General features: G+C 59.5%; 14 protein-coding genes and 2 pseudogenes. 4 read left to right on the plus strand and 12 right to left on the minus strand.

Going from position 1 to position 22,538, the window contains the following annotated elements; all coding sequences use genetic code 11:
• Positions 1 to 177: 177 nt before the first annotated feature.
• From ABJ99_RS24920 to ABJ99_RS24930, 3 genes are all read right to left on the minus strand, one after another.
• Positions 178 to 1,629 carry an amidase gene (locus ABJ99_RS24920; protein WP_054088068.1) on the minus strand — a complete coding sequence of 484 codons (1,452 nt, stop codon included), beginning with the start codon at positions 1,627 to 1,629 and terminating at the stop codon, positions 178 to 180.
• 48 nt (positions 1,630 to 1,677) lie between these two features.
• On the minus strand, positions 1,678 to 2,610 hold the full coding sequence (locus tag ABJ99_RS24925; RefSeq protein ID WP_054088069.1) for a SphA family protein: 933 nt from the start codon (positions 2,608 to 2,610) through the stop codon (positions 1,678 to 1,680).
• 68 nt (positions 2,611 to 2,678) lie between these two features.
• Complete coding sequence (locus ABJ99_RS24930; protein ID WP_054088070.1) at positions 2,679 to 3,671, minus strand: helix-turn-helix domain-containing protein; 993 nt, start codon at positions 3,669 to 3,671, stop codon at positions 2,679 to 2,681.
• A 200-nt stretch (positions 3,672 to 3,871) separates the two neighbouring features.
• Between ABJ99_RS24930 and ABJ99_RS29415 the strand changes: the two are divergent.
• From ABJ99_RS29415 to ABJ99_RS24940, 3 genes and pseudogenes are all read left to right on the plus strand, one after another.
• Positions 3,872 to 4,117, plus strand: a pseudogene (locus ABJ99_RS29415) (site-specific integrase); the annotation flags it as partial.
• 8 nt (positions 4,118 to 4,125) lie between these two features.
• The gene (locus ABJ99_RS27855) at positions 4,126 to 4,545 is read left to right on the plus strand and encodes an SEC-C metal-binding domain-containing protein (RefSeq protein ID WP_147461888.1); all 420 of its coding nucleotides are present in this window, start codon (positions 4,126 to 4,128) and stop codon (positions 4,543 to 4,545) included.
• A 518-nt stretch (positions 4,546 to 5,063) separates the two neighbouring features.
• Positions 5,064 to 5,834 (plus strand): GGDEF domain-containing protein, encoded by a 771-nt coding sequence (locus tag ABJ99_RS24940; protein ID WP_230081088.1) that lies wholly within the window; start codon positions 5,064 to 5,066, stop codon positions 5,832 to 5,834.
• A gap of 233 nt (positions 5,835 to 6,067) precedes the next feature.
• Here ABJ99_RS24940 and ABJ99_RS24945 read toward each other — a convergent pair whose 3' ends face one another.
• The 7 genes from ABJ99_RS24945 to ABJ99_RS24975 all read right to left on the minus strand — a co-directional run bounded on the left by ABJ99_RS24945 (position 6,068) and on the right by ABJ99_RS24975 (position 16,787).
• Positions 6,068 to 7,243 (minus strand): LLM class flavin-dependent oxidoreductase, encoded by a 1,176-nt coding sequence (locus tag ABJ99_RS24945; protein WP_054088072.1) that lies wholly within the window; start codon positions 7,241 to 7,243, stop codon positions 6,068 to 6,070.
• A gap of 331 nt (positions 7,244 to 7,574) precedes the next feature.
• Entirely contained in the window at positions 7,575 to 8,759 is a 1,185-nt protein-coding gene (locus ABJ99_RS24950) for an MFS transporter (protein WP_054088073.1), read from the minus strand.
• A complete protein-coding gene (locus ABJ99_RS24955) occupies positions 8,756 to 9,757 on the minus strand; it encodes a zinc-dependent alcohol dehydrogenase family protein (protein ID WP_054088074.1) in 1,002 nt (333 codons plus the stop codon). The genes ABJ99_RS24950 and ABJ99_RS24955 overlap by 4 nt, the downstream gene beginning before the upstream one ends.
• Positions 9,758 to 9,838: 81 nt before the next feature.
• A complete protein-coding gene (locus ABJ99_RS24960; RefSeq protein WP_054088075.1) occupies positions 9,839 to 13,024 on the minus strand; it encodes an efflux RND transporter permease subunit in 3,186 nt (1,061 codons plus the stop codon).
• Positions 13,021 to 14,196 carry an efflux RND transporter periplasmic adaptor subunit gene (locus ABJ99_RS24965; RefSeq protein ID WP_174518447.1) on the minus strand — a complete coding sequence of 392 codons (1,176 nt, stop codon included), beginning with the start codon at positions 14,194 to 14,196 and terminating at the stop codon, positions 13,021 to 13,023. Before ABJ99_RS24965 ends, ABJ99_RS24960 begins: the two co-directional genes overlap by 4 nt.
• A 27-nt stretch (positions 14,197 to 14,223) precedes the next feature.
• Positions 14,224 to 15,384: an acyltransferase family protein gene (locus tag ABJ99_RS24970; protein WP_054088076.1), complete on the minus strand. Its 1,161-nt coding sequence runs from the start codon at positions 15,382 to 15,384 to the stop codon at positions 14,224 to 14,226.
• Between the two features lie 212 nt (positions 15,385 to 15,596).
• The gene (locus ABJ99_RS24975) at positions 15,597 to 16,787 is read right to left on the minus strand and encodes a serine hydrolase domain-containing protein (RefSeq protein ID WP_054088077.1); all 1,191 of its coding nucleotides are present in this window, start codon (positions 16,785 to 16,787) and stop codon (positions 15,597 to 15,599) included.
• A 524-nt stretch (positions 16,788 to 17,311) separates the two neighbouring features.
• On the opposite strand from ABJ99_RS24975, the gene katG reads away from it, so the two are divergent.
• Complete coding sequence (gene katG / locus ABJ99_RS24980; RefSeq protein ID WP_054088078.1) at positions 17,312 to 19,582, plus strand: catalase/peroxidase HPI; 2,271 nt, start codon at positions 17,312 to 17,314, stop codon at positions 19,580 to 19,582.
• A gap of 76 nt (positions 19,583 to 19,658) precedes the next feature.
• On the opposite strand, the gene nhaA is transcribed toward katG, so the two are convergent.
• Entirely contained in the window at positions 19,659 to 20,837 is a 1,179-nt protein-coding gene (nhaA, locus tag ABJ99_RS24985) for a Na+/H+ antiporter NhaA (RefSeq protein ID WP_054088079.1), read from the minus strand.
• Between the two features lie 145 nt (positions 20,838 to 20,982).
• A pseudogene (locus tag ABJ99_RS24990) lies at positions 20,983 to 22,497 on the minus strand (ABC transporter substrate-binding protein).
• Positions 22,498 to 22,538 lie beyond the last annotated feature (41 nt).

Raw genomic sequence — 22,538 nt, forward strand, 5'->3', positions numbered from 1 at the left:
ACAAAAAATCTGACAGTCCCCCTGCCACGGCGTCTTTTTTGTACTTGATTGATCTAACGCCGTTAGCACACTTGAACGAACGCAACGACGGAGAGCCGCCATAGATCAATGCCTATCCCACACACTCAAACTTCAGGCCTCCACAGAGCGTGTGCCATAGCAATAACCAACCCCACCTCACCCCCCAAACCCACTAACCCCCGGAACCCGCCCCCGCCAAGGCCTCGCCCGCTCCAACTGCCCAGCCAACCCCAACAGCACCCCTTCCTCCCCAAACCGCCCAGCAAAATGCGCCCCCATCGGCAGCCCCGCAGCACTCCAAACCAACGGCACCGACATAGCCGGTTGGCCACTGGCGTTAAACAGCGCTGCAAAGGGCGAATACCGATGCGAGCGCTCGATCATGTCCTCAAGGCTCAGGCTCATGTCCAGCACCACGAGCTCGCCAATGCGCGCTGGCTCGCGTGTCAGTACTGGCGAGAGAATCACGTCGTAATCCTGCATGAACGTCGCCAGTTGGCGGCCCAGGGCGTGTATCCATTCGACGGCGGCGGTGTATTGCGCGCCGCTGACGCTGCCTTTGTCGCGCAGGATGATGCGTGTGCGGGCTTCCAGTTCGGCGTCCTGCACGTCAAAACCGCGCATGCGTCCCAGCATGTCGACGTGGTTGCGGGTGTTGGCGCCGATGATGGTGAAGACGTGGTCGAGGAATTCCGGCAAGACGATTGGCAGGCTGACCGGTTCGATGCGATGCCCGAGTGACTCGCACAATTGTGCGGCCTCGCGTACGGCGGCCAGGCTTTCCGGCGAGGTTGGCCAGGTGCCTGATTGTTCGATGAGCGCGATGCGCAGGGTGCCGGGGTCGCGTTGGGCGGCGCTGGCGTAAGACTGACTCTGAACCGGGCCTGCGTAAGGCGCGCCAAGGTCCATGCCGGCCGTGGCGTCGAGCAGGGCTGCGCTGTCGCGTACGGTCAGGGTGATGGCGTGCGCGGTGCTCAAGCCGGCCCAGCCCTCGCCGACCATCGGGCCGGACGGCATCAGGCCACGGCTGGGTTTGAAGCCGAATACGCCGCAGCAGGACGCCGGCACTCTCAATGAGCCACCGCCATCGTTGCCGTGGGCGAAGGGCACTACCCGCGCTGCGACGAGTGCGGCAGCTCCGCCGCTTGAACCTCCGGCGCTGTACTCGAGGTTCCACGGGTTGCGGGTCGCGCCGAAGCGTGTGGACTCGGTGGAATACGACGTGCCGAATTCCGGTGCAGTGGTGGTCCCGGCAAGCACGCAACCGGCACGCCTCAGGCGGCTGACCACTTCAGCTTCAAAAGGGGCACGAAACTCGCCCATGGCCAAGGAGCCATTGCTCATCCGTGCGCCGTGGACCGGGGTAAACAGGTCTTTGATGAGCGTCGGTACGCCCGCGAAAACGCCTTGGCTTTTTGCAGCGTCCAGCGCCGCGCTGCGGGCCGAGTCGTACAGTCGCTCGGCAACGGCGTTGAGTTGCGGTTCGACGTGCTCGATGCGCTGAATCACCGCCTCCAACAAATCGATCGGCAGGACCTCGCCGCGCCGGACCCATTCGGCCAGGCCGGTCGCGTCTTCATCGTTCAACAAGTTCTGAATGTCTTTCATATGAAGGTTCCTGATAACTGAAAAAAGACCGTCTGTCTCGCAACCGCTCTAAAAACTGTGGCCTACCCGCAACGCCACGGTGTAACCCTCGGAGCGGTTGCGCGCGCCGAATTCCTTGTAGAGGTGAAACCACGCCGCTGGCATGCCAGGCGTGAAGTAGCTGATCGCGGGGCCGGCTGCGACCACTCGGGCGCGGTTGCCCGTTTCCAGCCCAGGCGCATCGTCATCGGAGAATTGCCGGTAATAGAACCCGCCCAGCCCCAGCGTGAAAGGGCCTGCGTGCTGGCCCACGGCAAATTCGTGACGGTATTCGACGCCGCTCTTGTAGTCGGTCGCAGGGTTGCGGGTGTTGACGTCGGTCTGAAAGCTGCTGGACACCTCAAAGCCGCTGTCGGTGATGTAAGTCGCGTTGACGGTGGGAGAAAACGTCCAGTGATTCAACCCCGGCGAGAACACACGATTCTTTTCGTAGTCGCCGGTAGGTGCCTGAATCTGCATCCGCGCGTTCACGAACAGGTTGGGCGAAAGGTCCCATTGCAGTATGAGTGGCGACACTGAAATGTCGGCCATCCTGAACGGATCCGCCTTCAGGTCCAGCGGGCCGCCAGGCGTCTGGACCCGAAAAGAGCCATCCATCTGGAAGAACGGCACCGCCACGCTGTAGCCGTAACGCGCGCCCAGCATCCTGTAGTCGGTCATGCGGAAGTACGCAACGCCGATGGACAGAACGTCCAGCGAGAAGTTGTTGCCCAGTGAGCGACCGTGGCGGTCTTTCTGCACATTGGCCGAATAGAACGCCACGCGCATTCCCAGCGTACCGACCGGAGTCGACGCAGGCAGCATGCCGGCACCGAAATCGTGAACACCGAAAGACGTGGTGGGTGCGCCATTTTCAGTGGCCTGAACCGTAGTACCCAGGCTCATCAGGCCGAGCGTCAAGAAGGTGAAGCGTCTGATCTTGGAATTATTGTTATGAGTCATCGCATGCCCCTGACCACAAAGGTGGTGGGGCTATGCTATTGGGTCATGCTTTGTGCCGTTATCCGTTTTCAGCAAAGATGTGTGCGCTGTAAAGTCTGCGACGGTGTTTCTCCGAACAGCGTCCGGTAGTCACTGGAAAAACGGCTCAGGTGCCAGAACCCCCAGCGCGCCGCGACCGTCTGCACCAGTTCGACCCGGCTGCTTTCACGCAACTCGCGCCTCGCTGCATTGAGGCGCAACGTGCGCAGAAAGGCCACAGGATTGATGCCCAGCGTCTCCTGAAAACAGTACTGAAGTTTGCGGCGACTGGTGCCGATGTGGTTGCACACATCGAGGATCGACAGCGGTTCGTCCAGATGCGCCAAGGCATAATCGCGTGCCCGATCCACCATTCTCTTGCGCGCCGTGGGATTGAGCGGCGGTGCCTGATCAGGCGCCACCAGTTCCAGCACCTGCAACATCACGGCATCCCGAATGCCACGCCGGATTGACTCGTACTCAAGCTTCTGCAGGCACGCCTGCTCGCCATTCAACAGGTGATCGAACAGCGCAGTGAACCTCGTGCGGACGGTCGGATCGGCCAAACGGTAACACTTGGGTAGATCGGTAATTTCAAAACGACTGCCCTGGCGTTCCAGCGCATGAGCCAAAGCACCCTCTTCAATCGCCACGCCCAGTGCATCCGGTTGCAGCGGGGTACTCAATTCTGGAAGATTCTCGCCGTGCGCGACGATCAGGCTGGGCTCCTGAAGCGTATGCCCGGCGCAGAATGCCGGGCCGTTGGCACTCAAGGGCAACGCAAAAACAATCGCGCCCTTCCAGGCCATGCCGCTCTTGATCAAGGCCTGATTAGAGCGGTCGCGGACCAGCTGCAGCCAGTCCGAACGAAACTCCGTCAACTCGCCTGCAAAGCCACCGGGCGTGACTTGATCGTAACGAACCTGCCATCCACTAAGATTACGACCGTGCTCGTCGATGTCGCAGGTTTGAAATCGCTGTAGGTGAGGCAGTGGTGCAGCCTCATTCGAGACAGTGTTTATTGCCACATTATTGTTATTCATCAGCCTTGCCCTTACTCGCTTCAAGGTCACACGACCCAATGGACGCAAGTTTCATTCCGGTAACGCAAGGTATGGAAGATTTGTGCCGAAAACGGTCAGGTCATTCACGTTCATGCATTGGGGCGTCAGGTACGGCGAGCGCAGACGTTCCCGAGTCGCCCAGGGCAGCGAAGTTTGCGCCTTAGGCGAACCGGAAATAAATGAAGAAGGCGGGAGTTAGTTACCGCCGTCCGTATCAGACTCGCCATACCTATGCCTCGATGATGCTGTCTGCTGGCGAGCATCCGATGTGGGTGGCAAAGCAGATGGGGCATAGCGACTGAAAAATGATTGCGAGGGTGTACGGGCGATGGATGCCGGCCGCAGATATGATCGCAGGGGAAAGAGCAGTTCAGATGTGGACACCCGATGGTAAGGACGACAATATCGAAAAAAATCTACAATAGGTGTAGTGATGAATACAGTCGCGCCCGTCGGGCTTCAACAACGGATTCGAGATTTCTGCAAAAGAATATCATCAGATCAGCCACTATTACTAAGCGTTAAGCCTGAATCGTTCAGCCGGATAGCTGAGTGCTTCGATAATGTCGCATCAAAGATCGAAAAGGAAGGCGGTGAAGTTGTCTATGGGTGGCTGATATGGGATTGGCCGGAAGTATTTACTGAGGCCGAGTTTCACGCAGTATGGAAATCGCCTGAAGGACAGGAAGCGAATCTTTATACACGTTCCGCTCAGGCCAAAGAATTCATACTTGGCGCCATCAGGAACAGCGCCAACCGAAACGCCCTGTGTGCGTGCGGCAGCGGTGAACGGTACAAGCGTTGTCACGAACCTAAGCTCCACCAACTGACGGTCACTCTGATTGGCAAATGACAGCAAAATGGCAGCCTCATGCCCTTACGCAAGCAACCTTGCGTCATGCCCTCTCCCTTATTCCAATAAATCCAATTCCGCTACTGGCTAAGTCCGGATGCTTGGAATCCCGCCGAAGCAACCCCACGACTGGACCAACGGCCATCCTTATTTCCTGATGCCAGCGTATAGTAGCAATAAGACATCAACCCTGTTTTGCTGAGTTTTGACCATCCTTCAGTCCTATGAATGGCAGACACTTGGAAACCAGATCATGCCGCAAAAGAAAAGCATTAAAGATTCCATCCTGACACCATTAATAATCTCCCAACTTATTGGCACACTCAGTTGGACTGCAAGCTGGTATCTGAACCCATTCATTGATCAATCGTTAGATTTATATATCTATTGCGTACTGCTTTTCAATTTTTTATCTACGCTCATTGTTTCCAGCACGAGAAACATCGTCGCATGGCGTTTTTTTTTGCATAATATATGTTGTTTCGCTTACTATTTTATTCAAAGTAGAGATTCAACGCATGGATGATCAACAGGCGATGTGGGGTATGATAGTCACCTCTCTATTTGTAACCGGCATAAGTGTATTCTTCGTTAAATTCACTGATTACATTGCTGCGGTCATTCTTATCTGGCTCATCATGTGGGATATAAATCTGGCCCCCATAAATGACGGTCACTTACCCCTGTTTTTTATTTTCCTGGTGAGTTCAACACTGCTAGGCGGGTGCCTGAGCGTAACCTTCCTGAACCTGGCTGTGCAGACAATGCTCGCAAGAGACACATTTCAAAAGCTTTCCGAGACCGACCCTCTGACCCTGGCACCAAATCGACGGGCGCTGATCACCAGTCTGGATGACTCCCTGGCCTCAAAAGACAGGACGTCCCTGTGGTTCGCAATGCTAGACCTGGATAACTTTAAAGCCATCAACGATCAGCATGGTCACGACGCTGGCGATAAGGTACTTATAAGTTTTGTCCAAATAATCAAAACCACAAGAGACGTAGTCAGCTTTGGTCGTTTGGGCGGGGAAGAATTTGGCTTGGTATTTTCAGCGGCCGCAGCCACAGATGCGATAGTTGCATTAAACTATTTATTGCTTTGCGCCCAGAAAGATGACACTGCTGGGTTTCACTATTCTTGCAGTGCAGGCATGACCAACTTGGCAACGGCAGCAACTGGCAACGAAATTTTGAAAAACGCAGATGAAAACTTGTATCTCGCCAAACGGAGCGGCCGCAAGTGCATTGCTTTTGAGGGGAAGGTGGTGTCCAACACCTCAGAAACTTAACGCCCCCTCAATCAGTGACGCCATCATGCGCTTCGTTCAAGCCGTATTATACGGCTGGGTTTTCCACGGATGGCGCGGGCCTGGGGTATGGAACATTTGTGCCGAAAACGGTCAGGTCATTCCACTGTTTAGAGTCAGTCAGGCTACTCCCCGCTTCGCCCCATCAAATAATAGACAAAGACGCCCTGAGGCGTCTTTCTTAAACCCTACACATCAATCTCATGTCCCCAACCTCAAGCCACCGCCCCCATCAACAACCGTCCGTCGTGATAAGGCTGACGCAACCCCGCACTTTCCATCCGCGGCAACACATCTTCCAGAAACTCATCCAGCCCACTCTTATAGTCCAGCCAGGTCAAACAGATGCCATCTATACCCAGGTCGCTGTAACGCTGGAATTGTTCGGCGATCATTTCGGCAGTGCCCACCAGCGGGACGCCTGCGAAGCCGGCCTTGAAGTGAAAGCGGAAGCGTTCGGCGTCTTCGGTGTTGGCGAACATGCCGCTCTGGATGCCGATTTCCGAGGTGACGTTATCCAGCGCGACGTCATCGCCGTGCTGGTTGGCGTAGTAGTCGAGGTAGCGCTCGGCTTCTTCCAGGCTGTCTTTTTGCACCACGTAGGAATACACCCAGATCTGGATTTCACGACCATATTCCAGCCTCGCCAGGTCACGATAAGCCTTGATCTGCGCGCGGATGGTGTCGTCGCCATCTTCGTGCTTGAGGATCAGGAATGCCGCGTCGCAATGTTCGGCGCAAAATCGGCGGCCGCGCTCGGAGCCGCCGGCGTTCATCAGGAATGGCTGGTTGAGCGGTTTGGGCTGGGCGAAGCCCTGGGCGATGTCGAAAAAGTCGCCCTTGAAATCAAAATTGCCGGGGGCGCTCCACGCCTGGCGTGCGATGTTCAGCCATTCATCGGCGTGGTCGTAGCGACGGTCATGCGCCAGCTGCACGCCGCCGTTGAACATGCCCATTTCCTTGCCGTACCAGCCGCAGATCATGTTCAGGCCAAAGCGGCCACCGCTGATATGATCGATGGTCGCGGCCTGTTTGGCGGCGAACAAGGGGTGCACGGTGGACAGGTGCGAGGTGGTGAACAAGGCAATCTGCTCGGTCACCGATGCCAGCCCCGCCGCCCAGGTGTAGGTTTCGAACGACACGCCCATCGGGTCGCTCGCTCCGCCCCAACCGCGCCAGCGGCCTACCGGAAGCAGTAATTCAAGGCCCGCCTGATCGGCTTTTTTTGCCACTTCCAGGTTACCGCTCCAATCGCTGGCCTGCAGCCGTTCGGGAACGGTGGTCAGGGTGCACCCGCCTTCGATGTTCAAAGCGAACACGCCCAGCTTGATTTTATTGGGGCTGCTGCGCATCGGGTTGGACTTGGGTTTAACCAGGTGGTTTGAAGTCATCTTCTCATTCCTTGATCAAAGGGCGTGACACACCGTCTGTGCATCACGCATGCATAGCTCGCAAGTAACCGCTCAGGCGGTACTCAAGGTGTGAAGTGCTGGAAGCGCTGACCTGAACAGGCCAGTGCTCGCTGGATGGGATACATGGAAACCGTGTGGTCTGCGTCGGCATGCTCAAAGGGAGCGGTAACGTTGTTGTTTTTGTTATTACAAAAGATACTGAAGTTTCAGCACCCGCTTGTAAACTCCCTCTAATCGCGCAACACAGTTAAAAAATTCACCGTGTATATACCTGGCATCACTACTTGCAGGCTGAATAAATCACAGTCAGTTAGTCCGTTGCCGTTTGCGCACTTGCCTTCGGCGAATCAACACTGAAAAACAGCACTTTGACCACGATCACCAGTAAGGCCAGCGCGGCAAACAGCAAGCCACTGTAAAGCGTGCCCTGCAACCCCATGCGCGCGAGAAACCAGCCGCCGGTGGTCGAGCCGATCGTGACGCCCAGGTTGATAAACGAGATATAGATGCCCGTGGCGAACTCCGGCGCTTCCGGTGCTTCGGAGGTCAGCCAGATCTGCGTGACGATCAGGCCACTGGTATGCGTCGCGCCCCAGACCACCACAATCACGATCATCGTCATGAGTGACGGCCCGGCGAACATGAACAGCAACCCGTAGGCGCAGGCCAGCAGAATCGGGTGCAGGATCGTGGTCCTGACCATGTTCTGCCCGATCAGCTTGCCGGCGTAGAGGTTGCCCGCGACGCCGCCGATACCGAAGATCACCAGCAGGATGCTGATCATTTGCGCACTCATGCCCGCTTCTTTGGCCAGGTACTCGGCCGAGTAGCTGTACACGGAAAACATCGCAGCAAAGATCAGCGTGGCGGCGGTGATGTTCAGCCAGAGCGGAAACTTACGCAAAATCGCCAGCTGCTCGCCGTACGATATCCGGGTTTTATCGGGCGCGTCCGGCAGCCTGGCGATGATCCCCAGGCCGGCGATGCAGTTGACCGCCGCGCAGAACAGAAACGAAGTTTCATAAGAGAACTGCGCCGCAATCAACGTGGTCAACGGCACGCCCAGCACCATGCCCATACTGGTGCCGATAAATGCCTTGGACGCCGCGCGCGTGGACTCCTGCGGCGGGTACAGCGAGATGGCCGCGACAAACGCCAGGGAGAAGTACACCGGGTGAAACAATGCCGGGATGATCCGCAATGCCATCAGTGATTCGAAGCTCGGCGCATACGCCGACAACACGCTGGTAACGGCAAAAATGAACAACGCCAGGGTCAGCATTTTTTTGCGGTTGAAGCGCGACAGCAGCAGCACCATGACTGGCCCGAACACCGCGATGACCAGCGCAAACAAGCCCACCAGCAAGCCCGCCTGGGACGCAGTGATGGAAAAGCGTTCGATGATCACCGGCAGGATGCCGACCACGCCAAACTCGATGGTGTACACCCCGAACAGACCCAGCGCCAGGAAGTAGATGGGATGGAATAGCTTCATGTGTCGGCCCCTACGGTGACGACCACTTTGCCAAACTGATCGCCCGCTTCCAGGTAACGGTGCGCCTCGACGATTTGCTCGAAGGGGAAGGTCCTGGCAATGACCGGCCGCAATGTACCCGCTTCGAGACCTGCAACCACATAGGCCTTGGCAGCCTCCAGCAATGCGGGCCGCGAGCTGATTTCATGCAGCAGGTAACCACGCAGCGTCAGGCTTTTGCCGAGCACCTTGAACAGCGGGAACGGCGCGGGTTCCGGGCTGAGCGCCCCGTATACCAGCACGATGCCACCGACCGAGGCGACCTCCACCAGGCGCTCCAGGAACGGGCCGCCAACCGGATCGAAAATCACCCGTGTGCCGACGCCCTCTGTGATCTTCTCGATCTGCTGAACGAAATCCTCATCTTCGCTGGCCACGGCATAGGCTGCGCCCGCCTCCAGCAATTGTGCGCATTTGGTCCGGGTACGGCTGACGGCAATCGGGATGGCGCCCACCTGGTTGGCGATCTGAATCGCTGCCAACCCGACGCTGCTGGACGCCGCCGTGATCAGAACGAACTCGCCTGCCTGCAACTGCGCAACATGCACCAACGCGCCCCAGGCCGTGACGTACTGCATCCAGACGGCCGCAGCTTCGACAAACGACAGGTTGCTCGGATGCTTGACCAGCATCGCGGCTGGCACCACGGCCAGTTCGGCATAAGTGCCCCACGTTGCGATGGAGCTGGGGGGAATCAGGCTGACGATATCGCCCGGAGCGAACAGATCGACGTTGGCGCCCACCGACTCGACAATGCCCGCCGCCTCATAACCCAGGCGCGACGGGAACGCTGCCTCCTCAAGGTACTGGCCAGCGCGAAACATCGCCTCCGCGCGGTTGAGCCCGATGGCCTTGACGGCGATAGTGACTTCTCCACCCCCCGGCTCAGATACATCGATGTCATCGATCGTGAGGACTTCAGGGCCACCATATTGATTGAATCGTACGACGCGGGTCATGTTCTGCCTCCTTGAATGTAGCGATTGCCGGTCACTGTAGAGCGAACGCGACGTGTGAAAAAACAGGCTGTCGTTCCGCTCTTAACGGACAGATGTGTCCGCAACGCCGGGCAGGAATCCGGGCGTTCGCGCACGTTCACCTCGCGTCGCGAGCAGCCGCAGCGCGACATAAAACACCGGGGTGAGCAACAGCCCGAACAGAGTGACTCCCAGCATGCCGAAGAACACGGCTATGCCCATGGCGTAGCGCATTTCCGCGCCGGCACCGGTGGACAGCACCAGCGGCACCACGCCCATGATGAAAGCGATAGACGTCATCAGGATCGGGCGCAGGCGCAACTGGCTGGCCTCGATGGCCGCCTGCACAATGCTCCGGCCCTGGTGTTCCAGCTCACGGGCGAACTCGACGATCAGAATCGCGTTCTTGCTCGCCAGCCCCACCAGCACCATGAGGCCGATCTGGGTAAAGATGTTGTTGTCGCCCCCGGTGAGCCAGACCCCGAGCAACGCGGACATGATGCCCATCGGCACAATCAGCAGGATGGCCACTGGCAACAGCAGGCTTTCGTACAGGGCAGCCAGCACCAGATACACCAGCAGGATGCAGATCAGCAGGATCCACAGGGTGGAATCGCCGGAAATGATCTGTTGGTAGGTCAACTCGGTCCATTCGAACTTGATGCCTTTGGGCAGGGTGGCCGCGGCGATGCGCTCCACCGCCGCCTGAGCCTGGCCCGACGAATACCCCGGCGCCGGGCCGCCGTTGAGGTCGGCGGCGGTGTAACCGTTGTAGCGCACCACCATCTCGGGCCCATAGGTGGGTTTGACCTGCACCAGGCTGGCGAGCGGCACCATGCTGCCGTCGGCGTTACGCGTCTTCAGTTGCGCGATGTCATCGGCGTGGGCGCGAAAAGGCGCGTCGGCCTGCACCCGCACCTGATACACCCGGCCCAGCAGGTTGAAATCATTGACGTAGAGCGAGCCCAGGTAAATCTGCAACGTGTCGAAGACATCGGTCATGGCCACCTTCGACTGCTTGGCCTTGATCCGGTCGAGATCAACCTTCAGCTGCGGCACATCGATCTGATAGCTGGAAAAGCTCGCCGCCAGTTCGGGTGCCTGCGCCGCTTCTTTGAGAAAAGCGCGCACGGCGTCGTTGAGCGCTTCGAAACCCAACGCGCCACGGTCCTCGAACTGCAACTTGAACCCGCCGAGGGTGCCGAGCCCCAATACCGGTGGTGGCGGGAACACGCCGGTAAAGGCCTCCTTGATGCCGGCAAACTGCTGGTTCAGCGCAGCGGCGATATTGGTCGCACTCATCTGCGCACCCGGTCGACTGGCAAAGGGCTCGAGAATCACAAAGATGATGCCCGCACTCGACGAGTTCATCAGGCCGTTGACCGACATTCCCGGGAATTCCAGGGTGTGCGCCACGCCCGGTTGCTTGAGCGCAATGTCGTTCATGCGCTGGATGACCTGCTCGGTGCGATCCAGCGAGGCCCCGCTGGGCAACTGAGCCAGGCCGACGAGAAACTCTTTATCCTGGGCCGGGACAAACCCGCCGGGCAGCGCATTGCCGAGCCAGGCCGTGAAACCCAGCAACACCGCATACAGCCCCAGCGTCATGCCTTTGCGCTGGATGACCCGGCGCAGCTTGCTGCCGTAAGCGTGCTCGCCTCGTGCCGAGAGTCGGTTGAAGCCGTTGAACAGTGGCCCCAGCACCCGATCCAGAATCCGGCTCAGGCGATCCTTCGGGGCGTCGTGGGGTTTGAGCAGCAACGCACACAACGCCGGCGACAAGGTCAGGGAGTTGAACGCCGAGAGGATGGTCGAGATGGCGATGGTCAGCGCGAACTGCTGGTAGAACTGCCCCGTCAACCCGGGCATGAACGCCAGCGGCACGAACACACTGGCGAGGGTCAGGGTGATGGCGATGATCGGCTTGCTGACTTCGTCCATCGCCTTGTACGTCGCCGCCTTCGGGCTTGCCCCGAGGGCGATGTTACGCTCGACGTTTTCCACCACCACGATGGCATCATCGACGACGATACCAATGGCCAGCACCATGCCGAACAGCGACAAGGCGTTGATTGAAAAGCCACAGGCCAGCATCAAAGACAGTGTGCCGATAATCGACACCGGCATTGCCAGCAGCGGAATGATCGAGGCGCGCCAGGTCTGCAGGAACAGAATCACCACCAGCACCACCAACAGCGTCGATTCGAGCAGCGTGTGGATCACCGCGACAATGCTCGAGCGCACGAACCGGGTCGGGTCGAAGACAATCGTGTAATCGACCCCGCCGGGCATGTCCTGCCTGGCCTCCTGCATGATTGCCCGCGCCTGATCGGAGATCGCCAGCGCATTGCCACCTGCCATCTGAAAGATGCCGAAACCCACCGCTGGCTTGCCATCCACCAGCGAGCGCAGGCCGTAATCGGAGGCCGCCAGTTCCACGCGGGCCACATCACGCAAGAAGGTCACGGCGCCAGCGTCCGAACTCTTGAGGATGATGTCGCCGAACTCCTGTTCCGATTTCAATCGGCCTTGGGTGTTGACCGACAACTGCTGAGCCACGCTGGTGCGCATGGGCTGACCACCGATCACGCCGGCGGCGACCTGCACGTTCTGCTCACGAATGGCGGCCACCACATCGCTGGCGCTCAAGCCGCGTTGCGCGACTTTTTCCGGGTCCAGCCAGATGCGCATCGCATAATCACCGCCGCCCCAGATCCGCACCTCGCCGACCCCGGGAATACGCTCCAGCTGATTCTTGATGTTGAGGATGCCGTAATTGCGCAGGTAGGTGGCATTGTACTGATCGTCGGGCGAGACCAGATGGATCGCCAGTGTCTGGGTCGACGATGACTTCATCGTCACCACGCCCAGGCGCCGCACATCCTCCGGCAACCGTGGCAGGGCTTGAGACACCCGGTTCTGCACCAACTGCTGGGCCTTGTCCGGGTCGGTGCCGACCTTGAACGTGACACTGAGGGTCAGGTTGCCGTCGCTGTTGGCCTGGGACTGCATGTACAGCATGCCCTCGACCCCGTTGATCTGTTCTTCCAGCGGCGCCGCCACAGTCTGCGCGACCACAGCCGGGTTGGCGCCCGGATATTGCGCATTGACCACAATCAGCGGCGGCACGACGTCCGGGTACTCCGAGACCGGCAGGCGGAACAGCGAGACGATTCCGGCCAATAGAATCAGGGTCGACAAGGCACCGGCAAAAACAGGTCGGTCGATGAAGAAACGTGAAAAGCTCATGGGCTTGTCCCCGCATCCGCCCGCTGTTCGAGTAACGGTCTGACCGTGTCGCCGGGCCTGGCCCGGTGCAGGCCGTTGATCACCACGCGCTCGCCGGGTGCCAGGCCGGCGTCGATGATGCGCAAGGCGCCGACCAGGTTGCCGGGGCTAACGCGCCGGTATTCGACCTGATCATGCTCGGTCACCACCAGCACGAACTTCTTGTCCTGATCAGTACCGACAGCATTGTCATTGATCAGCACCGCAGGCCGCGCAGGCCCGCCACCGAGCTTGATGCGCGCCAGCATACCCGGCCTCAACAGGCCGTCGGCGTTGTCGAAGCTGGCACGCACGCGCAACGTCGCCGACTGCAGATCGAGCTGGTTATCCAGCGAGGCCAACTTGCCGCCGCGCGAATAATCCGTTTCATTGGACAGCCCCAGCATCACCGGCACGTCATCGGCTTTCGACAGGTCGTGGTTGAGGTAGCGCAGGAAGGTTGGCTCGTCGACATCGAACGCGGCATAGATCGGCGACAGCGAAACCAGCGTACTCAAGGGCGCGGCGTTCTCTCCGGCGCTGACGATATTGCCAGCCGTCACCAAAGCCTGTGACATACGCCCGCTGACCGGCGCACTGATGCGTGTGTGCGCCAGGTTCAGACGGGCATCGTCAAGCACCGCCTGGGCATGCCGCACATTGGCCACGGCTTCGCTGGCGGCGTTTTGTTTCTCGTCCACGTCGCGCATGGCGATGGCGTTGAAGCTGATCAGCCGTTGCGCGCGCCCCAGGTCGGTGGCGGTATAAAGGCCGCGTGACTTCGCTGCGGCGAGGCTGGCCTGAGCCTGGTCGACGGCGGCGGCATAAGGCCGCGGGTCAATTTCAAACAGCAGGTCGCCTTGCTTGACCACAGCGCCATCCTTGAAGTGCACCGCCACAATCGTTCCGGAGACCAGCGGCCGAATCACCACCTTCTCGACCGCCTCAAGGCGTCCGGTGTAGCTCTGCCAGTCGGTTACCGACTGCGACAGCGCCATGGCAACGTCTACTTCGGCCGCCACTGGGGCAGCCCCGGCCTGAACCGTGGCCCCTGGCCCGCCGCGCACTACCAGCATGGCGATGACGAGCGCGCAGACCAGGCCGGCCACGAGCACGTATGCGCCGACCGGGCGCTTGGGTTTGATCGTTTGCATGTCACAACTTCCTTGTCGATAAGTGAATCACAACGCCGTTTCCGGCGTGACCAGGCTGCCCGCAGTCTTGGACTTGCCGTTGCGGCCCCAGCGCTGCATGACAGGGCGCTCCACAAAGTGGAACAGCAACCAGCCGCCGAGGATCGACAAGCCCAGGGTCGCCACCAGAATCAGCGTCGCCGTGACGTTGTCGAACAACCGCCCGCCCAGTAACTGCGTGGCCAAGGTCATGATCAGCAGGTGAATCATGTAGAAGCCGAAGGAAATCTCCCCCAGCCAGACTATCCAGCGGCGGTTGAGCAGGCCGTCATGGCCCTTCAAATCTGCTGCGGCAATCGCTGTGATCAAGGCGGCGATCGGCACCAGGGTCACCAGCGTGAGGCTGTACAGAAACGGCGCCCACATGGCCGCGAAGTAACTGACAGCCACCAGTGCACAGGCCCAGGGCACGCTCAGGTTGATCCAGCGCCCGGCCATGAGAATTCGCGCCATCAGCATGCCCAGTACGAATTCGAACATGCGCACGGGAGGGAAGTAGTAAGCCCACCACCACTGGCTCAGGGAGATCGGGTATTCCTTGATAAAGGGTGTGGCCGGCGCCAGGTGCTGGATCGCGAACTGCGTCAGGGCCAGGCCCGCGACCATCGCCCAGGCCCAGAACCACAAGTGTTTCTCGGCAATTCGCCAGATCCCTTTGAGCACCAGAGGGAACAGCAAGTAGAAGAACAGCTCGCAGCACAGCGACCACGAGGGGCCGTTGACGCTTAGGAAGGTCTCCATCTGCGGCACCCAGGAATGGATCAACAGCAGGTTGGGTAACCAGATCGCGACACTGGCAGCAGGTACGGCGAACAGCAGCATCGCCAGTGCCCAAGTGACAAAATGGTTGGGGTAGATCTTTAGTAACCGGCGCTTCCAGAAGCCGACCAGACTGTCGCCCTTACGCGCCGACCAGGTGATCACAAAACCGCTGAGAACGAAGAAAAACGACACCCCGAACCAGCCACCACCGCTGAAGGCTCGCTGAAATACCTCGATGACGCCGCTGTCGGCATAAGGATTGAAACCGATGATGCGTGTCAGTGAGGCATGAAACATAAAGACCATCGCGGCGGCGAAAAAACGAATGCCGGTCAGCGAGTCCAGTTTGCTGTGCGCATGCGAATGATAGAACGCTGCTTTCTTCATTACCCGATCCCCAAATAGTCATGGCATGCCGGCCGACGCCGCAGCGTCGGGGCTTGCTCCTTGTCAAAAAAAACCACGACAATCGTTAACGGCGCTGGCTGCCAATGCAGCCAATGGTGCGAGGGGCCCTAGGGGGTACGGCTGAATTCATTGTTGTCAGCGGCGCGCCAGATACGCCGCCTTTATTTCAGGGTGCTCAAAGGCCCTGTTGGTTACTGGCCGTAGACGGCGTTGCACAAATCCACGGTGAACTGGCCGAACATGCCTTCGAAGGCGGTATTGGTGAAGGCCACCACGGTCAGTTGTTCTGCCGGATCGACAAACCAGGAGTGACCGTAGGCGCCGCCAAGACGCCAGGTGCCGACCGATTCGACGGTTTGCGCGGCCTCCGGATCCTTGAGCACGGTGAAGCCCAGGCCGAAGCCGCGTCCTGGCCAGTTGGCCAGCTCCAGGCTGCCGGTCTGGCTGGTGCCCATTTCGTCGACCAACGTCTTGGGCAATAGCGGCGCCCCGCCTTTGCGCAGGGTTTCGAGCAGTGTCAGAAACTCGCCCGCCGTGCCCACCATTCCCGAACCGCCGGAAGGATAGGCCTTGGTGTCCAGCGCCCGCGAAGGTGCCAGACGGATACCCGCGGTGCCTTCAAATACCGGCGCCACTTCCAGCTCGCGCATGCGGCGTGGTTGCGGATCATCGTTCATGTAGGCCGGCACCAGGCGCTCGGCAGCGGTAGTACCGAAGCTCAACTCGCGAAGCCCCAAAGGCTGGGCGATCAATTCATCTATCGCCGCCTCCAGCGTAGTAGCGGTGACGGCCGCGATCACCCCGCCCAACACGTCCGTGGCAATCGAGTAGCCCCAGTCGCTGCCGGGCGTGTACAGCAGCGGCGCCTTGCTCAGGCGTCGCAGGTTTTCTTCCAGGGTCAGGTCATTATGATCCAGGCCATCCGACACGCCTTCGGCCAGATAAGGGCCGCCCTGATCGCTTTCGAGAAAGGCGTAGCCCAGCCCGGCAGTATGGCTGAGCAGCTGGCGCACGGTGATCGGTGCTGGCTGGCCGTCGGCGAGGGTTGGCGTGAAATAGGGCAGCCAGTGGCTGACCATATCATCCAGCCCGAGTTTGCCCTGAGCGATCAGCGCCAGCGCCGCCACCGAAGTGATCGGTTTGGAAACCGAAGACAGCCGAAACAAAGCATCCTCACGCATCGGCAGCTCGGCCTCGCGGTCAGCCAGACCGGTGGCGCAGTGATAAATCAGCTCGCCGCCGTGCGCCACCAGCACCACCGCGCCCACCAGACGTTGGTCACTCAGAGTCTGCTTGAGCACCGCGTCGATCCGCGCGCCCAAAAGTGCGGGCTCGAACGTGCGAACGGGCTGTAACTGTCGAAGTGGTTCTTTGACGGACATGGTTGACCCCAAGAGTGTGATGGCTGTAACTGCTGGGCTCGATGGTAGAGGCGCACACGTCCGGGAAACAGAGGTTGGCATTCCGAGGTCCACGGACTGTTCTGTCCGCAATAAAAGCAGTGAAGCCAGGCGTCTGGGTCAAGTGTTTCGCCAACTTGGTGCACTCCTGAATACTGATAGTATTCATCTCCGCCGCCAATGCCCGGCCCCCGCCAAAATATCCCTATCACCCAGCAACGTTCTTTCTATTAGAAATATCCGGCAGGAAGGCTAATCTAGGGATGCGCTGGCGGAGGCCGCGTGGTTTCGCCTGATAAGGAGACAAGAATGAGCTCAAGCTTACTGCGCACGTTGTGGGCTGGCCGCGAAGCAATCTGATTGACGCTTCGCGGCGTACGAATAGAGTCGGCCGATCCCTGATCGAGCGGCCGGTATGAACCCTGTGCTACTGAGTTCTTCATCGCGGTCCGGATTCCGAGAGCGGATTTAACGGCCGGATGGAATGACAAAAAGGTGTATCAAGCATGTCAACTGAATCGAAGTGTCCCTTCAACCACGCTGCCGGCGGCGGCACCACCAATCGTGACTGGTGGCCCAAGCAGCTGAATCTGAAGATTCTGCATCAGCATTCCTCGCTGTCGGACCCGATGGGCGAGAGTTTTGACTACGCCAAAGAGTTCAAGAGCCTTGATTTCGAAGCGGTCAAACAGGACCTGCGCGATGCCATGACTCAGTCGCAGGACTGGTGGCCGGCTGACTTCGGTCATTACGGCCCGCTGTTCATTCGTATGGCCTGGCACAGCGCCGGGACCTACCGTACCGGTGACGGCCGTGGCGGCGCAGGTGCCGGCCAGCAGCGTTTTGCGCCACTCAATAGCTGGCCTGACAACGTCAGCCTGGACAAGGCCCGCCGCCTGATCTGGCCGGTCAAGCAGAAGTACGGCCGCAAGATTTCCTGGGCCGACCTGATCGTGCTCACCGGCAACGTTGCGCTGGAGTCAATGGGCTTCAAGACCTTCGGTTTTTCCGGTGGTCGCCCTGATGTCTGGGAACCGGAAGAAGACGTTTACTGGGGTTCCGAAACCACTTGGCTGGGTGGCGAAGAGCGCTACGGCGCGCAGAAGAAAATGCAGCAGCCGGGCGACGGCACGCTGGTGGCCGAGCCTGAGAATCACGCTAACGAAGAAAGCCGCACCGCCAGTGGCGAACGTAATCTGGAAAACCCGCTCGCCGCCGTGCAGATGGGCTTGATCTACGTGAACCCGGAAGGCCCGGAAGGTGTTCCTGACCCGGTGGCGTCGGCGAAGGATATTCGTGAAACCTTCGGCCGCATGGCGATGAATGACGAAGAGACCGTGGCGCTGATCGCCGGTGGCCACGCGTTCGGCAAGACCCACGGTGCAGGCCCGGCCGACAACGTCGGTCCGGAGCCGGAAGCCGCGGGTCTTGAGCAACAAGGCTTTGGCTGGAGCAACAAATTCGGCACCGGCAAAGGTGGCGATACCATCACCAGCGGCCTGGAAGTGACCTGGACCTCGACGCCAACCCAGTGGAGCAACGAGTACCTCGAAAACCTCTTTGCCTTCGATTGGGAACTGACCAAGAGCCCGGCGGGCGCGCATCAGTGGACACCGAAAAACGGCGCTGGCGCCGGCAAGATTCCGGATGCCCACGACCCGAGCAAACGCCATGCACCGAGCATGCTGACGTCTGACCTGGCGCTGCGCTTCGATCCGGCTTACGAGCAGATCTCGCGCCGCTTCCTGGCCAACCCCGAGCAACTGGCTGACGCCTTTGCCCGCGCCTGGTTCAAGCTGACTCACCGTGACATGGGCCCGCTTGCCCGCTACCTCGGCCCGGAAATGCCAGCCGAAGAGCTGTTGTGGCAAGACCCGATTCCAGACGTCGATCATGCGCTGGTGGACGATCAGGATGTGGCCGCGCTCAAAGCGAAGATTCTGGCTTCGGGCCTGTCGGTCTCGAAACTGGTGTCGACTGCATGGGCAGCTGCTTCTACTTTCCGCGGCTCCGACAAGCGCGGTGGTGCCAACGGTGGACGCCTGCGTCTTGCGCCGCAGAAAGACTGGGCCGTCAACCAGCCTGCACAGTTGGCGAACGTATTGAATACGCTGGAAGGTATTCAAAACGAGTTCAACGCGGCTCAGTCAGGCGGCAAGAAGGTTTCCCTTGCCGATCTGATCGTCCTGGCCGGCAGTGCAGGCGTCGAGCAAGCGGCTAAAAACGCCGGGCAACAGGTCACGGTTCCGTTCACGCCGGGTCGCGCCGACGCGTCGCAGGAACAGACCGATGTCGAGTCGTTCAGCTTCCTTGAGCCGATTGCCGATGGCTTCCGTAACTATCAGAAAGGCCATTACAAGGTGTCGGCCGAATCGCTGCTGGTCGACAAGGCGCAACTGCTGACGCTGACGGCACCGGAAATGACGGTACTGCTGGGCGGCATGCGAGTCTTGAACACCAACGTCGGGAACAGCAAACACGGCGTGTTCACGCACCAGCCGGAAGCGCTGACCAACGACTTCTTCAAGAACCTGCTGGACATGGGCGTCGAGTGGAAAGCGACTTCGGGTGCCAACGACACCTTCGAAGCACGCGACCGCAAGACCGGCGAAGTGAAATGGACCGGCTCTCGGGTCGATCTGGTCTTCGGCTCACACGCGCAACTGCGTGCGATCTCCGAGGTTTACGGCAGCGCGGATGCGAACGAGAAGTTCGTCAAAGACTTCGTGGCCGCCTGGACCAAAGTGATGAACCTTGACCGCTTCGACCTCGCCTGATGGCTGGGTGATGGACCGAGTGTAAAAAACGCCTCCCTCGTGGAGGCGTTTTTTTTGTGCGAGCGCTACGCCCTTCTTACCCTCGCCCTCCAAACCTGCGCAACGCCACCACTCCCAACAACGCCGACAACAGCGAGCCGATCAGCACGCCCACCTTGACCTCGTCCACCAGTGCCGGTGCGTCCGGGAAGGCCAGTGCGCCGATGAACAGGCTCATGGTGAAGCCGATGCCGCACAGTGCCGCGACACCGTAAAGCTGACCCCAGTTGCTGCCGTCGGGCAATCGCGCAAGGCCGGCGCGGATGGCCAGTGCCGCCAGCGCGAAGATGCCCACCTGTTTGCCGATCAGCAGCCCCAGTGCGACGCCCAGCGGCACCGGGTCGACAAGCTTCTCAGCCGTGATGCCGGACAGCGACACGCCCGCATTGGCGAACCCGAAGATCGGCACCACGGCGAAAGCGACCCACGGATGCAGTTTCTCTTCCAGGTGCAGCAGCGGCGAGCTGGCCTCTTCGTCGGGGTTGCCCAGCGGGATGCACAATGCCAGCGCGACCCCGGCGAGGGTGGCGTGGATGCCGGACTGGAGCATGAAGAACCACAGCAGCGCGCCGATGATCAGGTAGGGCAGCAGTTTTTTCACACCCAGCCGATTCAGCGCAATCAGCACGGCAATGGTGGCAAACGCCGCCAGCAGCATGGAAATCGACAGGTCGCTGGTGTAGAACAGCGCGATGATCAGCACCGCCCCCAGGTCATCGAGAATCGCCAGTGCAGACAGGAAGATCTTGAGCGACAGCGGCACGCGCTTGCCAAGCAATGACAGCACACCCAGTGCGAAGGCGATGTCGGTCGCAGCCGGAATGGCCCATCCGCCGATGGTGTCTGGCTGGTCCCGGTTGAAGGCCACGTAGATCAGCGCCGGAACGACCATGCCGCCCAACGCCGCGAAGCCGGGTAAGGCGCGCTGGCTCCACGACGCCAACTGACCCGCCAGCATTTCACGTTTGATTTCCAGACCGACCAGCATGAAGAAGATTGCCATCAGGCCGTCGTTGATCCAGTGCGACACCGACATACCCGCAAGTACGGTGTGCAGCGCGGCAAAATAGCTGTCGGCCAACGGCGAGTTGGCGACGATCAGGGCAGCCAGCGCGGCGGCCATCAGCACCAGCCCGCCAGCGGATTCAGCGGCGAAAAACCGCGTGATGAACGCCAGCGCATTCGGGGATTCAGTACGAGGGTCGGGTGTATGCATGAGGGCTCCGCGGGGTACAAGCGCAAAAAGCGGCAACCTTACCACCCGTGGAGCCTGTCGAAGCGCAGGTAAACCTGAAGATACAAATTAACTCATCGCTCGAAAAGCCAGGGCGCCCGCTCGTCAGCAAAGAACCCTGTCAGCATCACTTCTTGACGGTTTCTTCAAGCGTAAAGCGACCCAGCGGGTTCTGGCCGAAGTGCTCGATGTTCTTGCGCGAAACACTGATGTAAGGGCTGTAGTAAAGGTCGATCCAGTTGACGTCCGCTTTGGCCATCTTCTGCAGATCGATATACATCTGCTCACGTTTTTTCGGGTCCATTTCCACCCGGGCAGCGGCGACCAGCTCCTTGACCTTGTCGTTCTTGTAACGGGTCATGTAGTTGTTGTTGGTGTCGTGCCCCAGCACGAAAGTGGTCTTCTGGTCTGGGTCGAGAATGTCGTTGGTCCAGTACATCACCGAGATGTCGTAGTCACCGGCAATCAGCATGTCCCAGCTCTGGCTCGGGTCGACTTTCTGCAGCGTGGTGGTCACACCGACTTTGGCCAGTTGCTGTTACAACATGACAGCGATCTGCTCGTCGACTTCATTGCCCGCGTTGACGATGTAATTGAGTTCCAAGTCCGAAGCACCGGCGGCGGCCAGCATCTTCCTGGCTTTGGCCGGGTCATACGGGCGCTGCAGGTTGTCGGCGTAATGGTACAACGCGCCTTTGGGAATGTAGGAATTGGCTAACGTGCCCTGTCCGAAAGTGGCGGCTTCGACCAGCGACTTTTTGTCGATCGCCATGTCCAGCGCCTGACGCACTTCCGGCTTGGCCAGCGCACCATGCTCGTGGTTGATCAGCAGGTGATCTTCGCGCGTGGACGGGTCCAGATGGACCACCAGATCGGGGTCTTTCTTCAGATTGTCGATGCGCGAGAACGGCACCAGAATCGCGGCATCCAGTTCGCCCTTCTGGACCATGAGCATACGTGTGTTGTCGTCCGGCACGGAAATCCACTCCACGCCATCCAGGCTGACGCCCGGCGCTTCCCAGAAGTTGGGATTCTTCGCCAGAATCACCCGGTCACCGCGCCGCCATTCTTTGACCGTGAAGGCACCCGAGCTGACAGGCTGCTCGGCATAAGCCTCTTCGCCCATGCTCTTCATGGCCTTCTCGGACAGAATCGACACGTTGGGCAGCGCCAGTTGCGAGAGGAACGAAGCAGAAGGCGTTTTCAGCGTGATGACCAGTGTATGCGGATCGGTTGCGACGGCTTTGTCGATGATCTTGTAGGAATCGCTCCACAACGAGCCTTTGTCGTCGCGGATTCGCATCAGCGTGAACACCGCATCATTGGCGGTCAGCGCAGAGCCGTCCGAGAACTTTGCTTCACGCATCTTCAGCGTATAGGTCAGGCCGTCGGGCGAAATGCTCCAGCTTTCTGCCAGCCCGGGCAGCAGTTTGGTGCCCTTGTCGTCAACCCGGATCAGCACATCGTAGACGTTGGAAAACACCCAGTTGTCGATGTTTTGCGCGCTCTTGATCGGATCAAAGGTCGTACCGTCTTCACGACGGCCAATGGTCAGCACACCCGCAGCTTCCGCCACACCCGCTGCCAGGGAACAGGTCGCCAGCATGGCGACGGTCAGCATTTTCATAGGTCGAGCTTTCATACGCATGAACTCCTTGCCTGTGTCAGGACGTTGATAAAACG

It is taken from the genome of Pseudomonas syringae pv. cilantro (genome assembly GCF_001293775.1).
Taxonomy (GTDB): Bacteria; Pseudomonadota; Gammaproteobacteria; order Pseudomonadales; family Pseudomonadaceae; genus Aquipseudomonas; species Aquipseudomonas syringae_P.

Bases quoted from the DNA above. Each gene is read 5' to 3' on its own strand.
- ABJ99_RS24920 (WP_054088068.1), bottom strand. From the start codon at position 1,629: ATGAAAGACATTCAGAACTTGTTGAACGATGAAGACGCGACCGGCCTG.
- ABJ99_RS24970 (WP_054088076.1), bottom strand. From the start codon at position 15,384: ATGAAGAAAGCAGCGTTCTATCATTCGCATGCGCACAGCAAACTGGAC.
- ABJ99_RS24925 (WP_054088069.1), bottom strand. From the start codon at position 2,610: ATGACTCATAACAATAATTCCAAGATCAGACGCTTCACCTTCTTGACG.
- ABJ99_RS24965 (WP_174518447.1), bottom strand. From the start codon at position 14,196: ATGCAAACGATCAAACCCAAGCGCCCGGTCGGCGCATACGTGCTCGTG.
- ABJ99_RS24955 (WP_054088074.1), bottom strand. From the start codon at position 9,757: ATGACCCGCGTCGTACGATTCAATCAATATGGTGGCCCTGAAGTCCTC.
- ABJ99_RS24930 (WP_054088070.1), bottom strand. From the start codon at position 3,671: ATGAATAACAATAATGTGGCAATAAACACTGTCTCGAATGAGGCTGCA.
- ABJ99_RS24950 (WP_054088073.1), bottom strand. From the start codon at position 8,759: ATGAAGCTATTCCATCCCATCTACTTCCTGGCGCTGGGTCTGTTCGGG.
- ABJ99_RS24975 (WP_054088077.1), bottom strand. From the start codon at position 16,787: ATGTCCGTCAAAGAACCACTTCGACAGTTACAGCCCGTTCGCACGTTC.
- katG (WP_054088078.1), top strand. From the start codon at position 17,312: ATGTCAACTGAATCGAAGTGTCCCTTCAACCACGCTGCCGGCGGCGGC.
- nhaA (WP_054088079.1), bottom strand. From the start codon at position 20,837: ATGCATACACCCGACCCTCGTACTGAATCCCCGAATGCGCTGGCGTTC.
- ABJ99_RS27855 (WP_147461888.1), top strand. From the start codon at position 4,126: ATGAATACAGTCGCGCCCGTCGGGCTTCAACAACGGATTCGAGATTTC.
- ABJ99_RS24960 (WP_054088075.1), bottom strand. From the start codon at position 13,024: ATGAGCTTTTCACGTTTCTTCATCGACCGACCTGTTTTTGCCGGTGCC.
- ABJ99_RS24940 (WP_230081088.1), top strand. From the start codon at position 5,064: ATGGATGATCAACAGGCGATGTGGGGTATGATAGTCACCTCTCTATTT.
- ABJ99_RS24945 (WP_054088072.1), bottom strand. From the start codon at position 7,243: ATGACTTCAAACCACCTGGTTAAACCCAAGTCCAACCCGATGCGCAGC.